At 68.2% G+C, this 3,086-nt stretch carries 6 protein-coding genes; 2 read left to right on the plus strand and 4 right to left on the minus strand.

Annotation, left to right across the window (positions count from 1 at the left end):
• Positions 1–147: 147 nt before the first annotated feature.
• Entirely contained in the window at positions 148–666 is a 519-nt protein-coding gene (locus tag AC1DOC_RS26365) for a class IV adenylate cyclase (protein WP_436299170.1), read from the plus strand.
• A gap of 9 nt (positions 667–675) precedes the next feature.
• Here the strand turns inward: AC1DOC_RS26365 and AC1DOC_RS26370 are convergent, their stop codons facing one another.
• Both AC1DOC_RS26370 and AC1DOC_RS26375 read right to left on the minus strand, forming a co-directional pair.
• Positions 676–1,314, minus strand: a complete 639-nt coding sequence (locus tag AC1DOC_RS26370; protein ID WP_436299171.1) for a GDSL-type esterase/lipase family protein — start codon at positions 1,312–1,314, stop codon at positions 676–678.
• A gap of 13 nt (positions 1,315–1,327) precedes the next feature.
• Entirely contained in the window at positions 1,328–1,510 is a 183-nt protein-coding gene (locus tag AC1DOC_RS26375) for a hypothetical protein (RefSeq protein ID WP_018903373.1), read from the minus strand.
• 178 nt (positions 1,511–1,688) lie between these two features.
• On the opposite strand from AC1DOC_RS26375, the gene AC1DOC_RS26380 reads away from it, so the two are divergent.
• On the plus strand, positions 1,689–2,120 hold the full coding sequence (locus AC1DOC_RS26380; RefSeq protein WP_436299172.1) for an RcnB family protein: 432 nt from the start codon (positions 1,689–1,691) through the stop codon (positions 2,118–2,120).
• A gap of 19 nt (positions 2,121–2,139) precedes the next feature.
• Here the strand turns inward: AC1DOC_RS26380 and AC1DOC_RS26385 are convergent, their stop codons facing one another.
• Together AC1DOC_RS26385 and AC1DOC_RS26390 are read right to left on the minus strand one after the other, a co-directional pair.
• Positions 2,140–2,400: a hypothetical protein gene (locus tag AC1DOC_RS26385; RefSeq protein ID WP_012745225.1), complete on the minus strand. Its 261-nt coding sequence runs from the start codon at positions 2,398–2,400 to the stop codon at positions 2,140–2,142.
• Between the two features lie 114 nt (positions 2,401–2,514).
• A partial coding sequence (locus AC1DOC_RS26390) for a LysR substrate-binding domain-containing protein (protein ID WP_478130809.1) occupies positions 2,515–3,086 on the minus strand: 572 nt, incomplete at its 5' end.

Raw genomic sequence — 3,086 nt, forward strand, 5'->3', positions numbered from 1 at the left:
CTCGTGCACAGGGCATCGGGTGCTCCCCGCAGCGAAATCAAGGAGGAGGCCGCAGGCCGGGGGACATTCGCGGAGGGGAGTACCCGGTGGCCTGTGCACGCGCCCCGAACAAGAGCTCAAAAAAAGCAAGACACGAACCACCAGAAAATGGCAAGAAACATAGAGATCAAGGCCCGCATCGACAGCGTCGAACGCGTGGCACTCATCGCCGCGAAGCTCGCCGATTCAGGCCCTCTCGAAATCGCGCAGGACGACACTTTCTTCCGCTGCGAAAACAACGCCGACCGCCTCAAGCTGCGCACCTTCGCGCCCGACCGCGCCGAACTGATCTTCTATCGCCGCGCCAACAGCAGCGGCCCGAAGGAATCGTTCTACCTGATCTCGCCCACCACCACGCCCGACGCGCTGCGCGAATCGCTCACGCTCGCCTGGGGCCAGGCCGGCCGCGTGCGCAAGCAGCGAAGGCTCTTCATCGTGGGCCGCACGCGCGTGCACCTCGACCGCGTGGAGGGCCTGGGCGAATTCCTCGAACTCGAGGTGGTGCTGGAAGATGGCGAGCCCGCCGAGGTTGGCACGGCCGAAGCGCATGCGCTCATGGCGCAGCTGGGCATTGCGTCCGAGCAGCTCGTGCAGGGTGCCTACGTCGACCTGCTGCAGGCTGCCTGAGCCCCGCTGTCACCGCCAGCCGGCGGCCTTGAGCTGGTCGGCGAGCTGCTGCGCAATGCGCGCATAGCCTTCGGCATTGGCATGGATGCGGTCGGAGCGCAGCGATGCGTCCGACAGCACGCTCGAATACACATTGGCCACGAGCAGCGCCTGCCCCGACTTCGCCACCTCCTCGTAGAACAGTGCATCGCTCAGCGAACCGACGGCCGCGCGCATCGCGTCGGGCGAAGGCGTGGCCAGCAGCGCCACGTAGGGCGTGTGCGCGCGCGCCTGGCTGACAAGGGCCGCGAGGTTCTCGCGCGTGGCCGCTGGCGACACGCCGCGCAGCATGTCATTGCCGCCAATGCCGATCAATACCGCGTCGTAGCTGCCGGCAGCCAGCAGCGGCGCGAGGCGCTCCAGCGCGCCGGCCGAGGTGTCGCCGTTGAGGCCCGCGTTCTCGATCTGCCAACCGGTGAGCTCGCCCAGCTTCACGGGCCAGGCGGCCTCGGGCGGCGCGCCGTAGCCGAAAGTCAGGCTGTCGCCGAGCGCGAGCACGCGGGCATCTGATTTCAACGCGGCGGTGGAGGGCTTGCGCTTGCCGCAGGCGGCCACAAGGGCGGCTGCGGGCACGCCGGCCAGCAGGTGGAGGAGGTGACGTCGCTTCATGCTGCGCGCCGCCTCAGTCGGGACGCTTGAAGAAGCGGTACAGGCCCGCAACCAGCATGACCGCGCCCAGCAGAGCCCCGGCGGTCTGGCCGCCTTGATAGCCGCCGATGCCGGCCGGCGGGCCCGACATGAGCCACCTCAGGAGCATGCCGCCGCCCCACACGATGCCGATGGCGCCAATGATCTTGTCACGCATGTTGATGATGGCGCCTCCACGCCGGCGATGGTTGGGAGGCCCATTGTCGCCAGGGTCGGACAGCACGCCGCCCGGATACCTGCACTTACCTGATTTCACCTGACCGCGACCTGATGCGTGCGGGGCAGACACAAGCGCCGCTGACAATGGACTCGTCATCAACACGAAGGAGTTCCAGATGATCATCAAGTCAAAGAGCATGGCCGTCGCTGCTGCGGCGCTCGCGATGTGCATGGCAGCGGGGAGCGCCTTCGCGCAAGGCCGCGGCCATGACGGCGACCACGACGACCGCGGCAACGGCCGCTACGAACAGCAGAACCGCCAGTTCGACCGGCACGACGATCGCCGCGGCGACCGCTATGGCCGCGAGGACTATCGCCCCGGCCGCCAGTTCGATCGCCGCGGCTACCCGCAGCCGCACGCGGAATGGCGCCGCGGCGGGCGCGTGCCCAGCGAATACCGCGGCCGCAACTACGTGGTGAACGACTGGCGCGCCTACCGCCTGCAGCAGCCGCCGCGCGGCTACCAGTGGGTGGGCGTGGGCGGCGACTACGTGCTCGCGGCCATTGCGACCGGCGTGATCGCGCAGATCATCGTGGGCAGCCAGTAACCCGCCGGGCGCGGGACTCTCAGGCCACCACCGTGGGCAGCGACTGGGCGCAGACGTTGCGCCCGGTGATGGTGAGCCGCAGGCCGCCGCCGTGCCATTCGAGCCAGTTCAGGCTCACGTAGGCCTCGATGTCGCTGTCGTCGATGCGGTCCGCCTGGCGGCTCTGCAGCAGTTCCACCGTGGCGGGCAACGCACGCCTCAGCCGCTCGCGCCGTTCGGCGGCGTCGGCGGCCTTCAGGGCGGCCCTTGTTTTCTGTTGCTGCTGCGGGGTCGATGCCATTGCTGATCCGTTCCGGGAAGCCAAGGAATTAACCCGAATGTACGCCCCCTTTGTGAAGCAGCGCGCATCTTTCTAAAACCTGTTGCAGCGGGCGCCGAAGGCGTTGCGCGCGCACTAGATTTCGTAGTGCGATCCCTTCGCTTCATCGCCCAGAGCCTTTTCGACGACCACGCGCGTGAGCGTGGGTGCGAACGATTCGATGAAGGCGTAGACGTACTTGCGCAGGTAGTTGCCGCGCCGCACCGCGAGCTTGGTCATGTTGATGCCGAAGAGCCGGCCCGCATCGAGCGCGCGCAGCTGCGTGTCGCGCTCCGTCTCGTAGGCCACGCCGGCCACGATGCCCACGCCCATGCCCAGCTGCACGTAGGTCTTGATCACGTCGGCGTCCATCGCGGCCAGCACGATGTTGGGCGCGAGCCCGCGCTGTGCAAAGGCCTCGTCGATGCGCGAGCGCCCGGTGAAGCCGGTGTCGTAGGTGATCAGCGGATGGCGCGTGAGCGCCTCGAGCGTCAGCGGCGCATCGAGCAGCGCATGGCCCGGCGGCACGATCACCGAATGCGTCCAGCGGTAGCAGGGCAGGGCCACCAGCTGGGGATAGTCGCCCAGCGCCTCCGTGGCGATGCCCACGTCGGCCTCGCCGTCGATCAGCATCTGCGCGATCTGCTTGGGCGAGCCCTGGTGCAGGT

Source organism: Variovorax sp. 01T439_2, assembly GCF_056398445.1.

Excerpts from the sequence above, each read along its gene's own strand:
- AC1DOC_RS26365 (WP_436299170.1), top strand. The coding sequence starts at position 148 with ATGGCAAGAAACATAGAGATCAAGGCCCGCATCGACAGCGTCGAACGC.
- AC1DOC_RS26370 (WP_436299171.1), bottom strand. The coding sequence starts at position 1,314 with ATGAAGCGACGTCACCTCCTCCACCTGCTGGCCGGCGTGCCCGCAGCC.
- AC1DOC_RS26375 (WP_018903373.1), bottom strand. The coding sequence starts at position 1,510 with ATGCGTGACAAGATCATTGGCGCCATCGGCATCGTGTGGGGCGGCGGC.
- AC1DOC_RS26380 (WP_436299172.1), top strand. The coding sequence starts at position 1,689 with ATGATCATCAAGTCAAAGAGCATGGCCGTCGCTGCTGCGGCGCTCGCG.
- AC1DOC_RS26385 (WP_012745225.1), bottom strand. The coding sequence starts at position 2,400 with ATGGCATCGACCCCGCAGCAGCAACAGAAAACAAGGGCCGCCCTGAAG.